Genomic DNA, 269 nt, shown 5'->3' with positions numbered 1-269 from the left:
GCGCAACACCGACCAGGGCATATTGCACCGGGTGCACCGCCAGGCTCTTGAGCCCTTCGAAGAGGAAGAAACCGGCGAAGGTGAGGACGATGAACAGCAGCGCGTATTTGATCGCCCGGTCGCTCTTCAGGTACTGATCCACCGGGTCGATGAAGCTGACGCCGAAGCTGCGGCCGTTGAGTGCATCACAGTCGCCAGCGACGCAGCGCTCCATCGCCTCTTGCAGGTTGGTGGAGAAAAACGAGGTTTGCCAGTCGGCGCTGAAACCC

Annotated in this window: 1 protein-coding gene; it reads right to left on the bottom strand. The window is 61.0% G+C overall.

Features of this window, described 5'->3' with window-relative positions; translation table 11 throughout:
- Positions 1–269: inner membrane CreD family protein (locus AAEY83_RS15415; protein WP_351060311.1), on the bottom strand; the 269-nt coding region annotated here is incomplete at both ends.

Origin of the sequence: Psychrobacter sp. TB20-MNA-CIBAN-0197 (assembly GCF_040309765.1) — a bacterium.
Taxonomy (GTDB): Bacteria; Pseudomonadota; Gammaproteobacteria; order Pseudomonadales; family Moraxellaceae; genus Psychrobacter; species Psychrobacter submarinus.
This window is presented reverse-complemented; position numbering and strand designations above follow the sequence as displayed.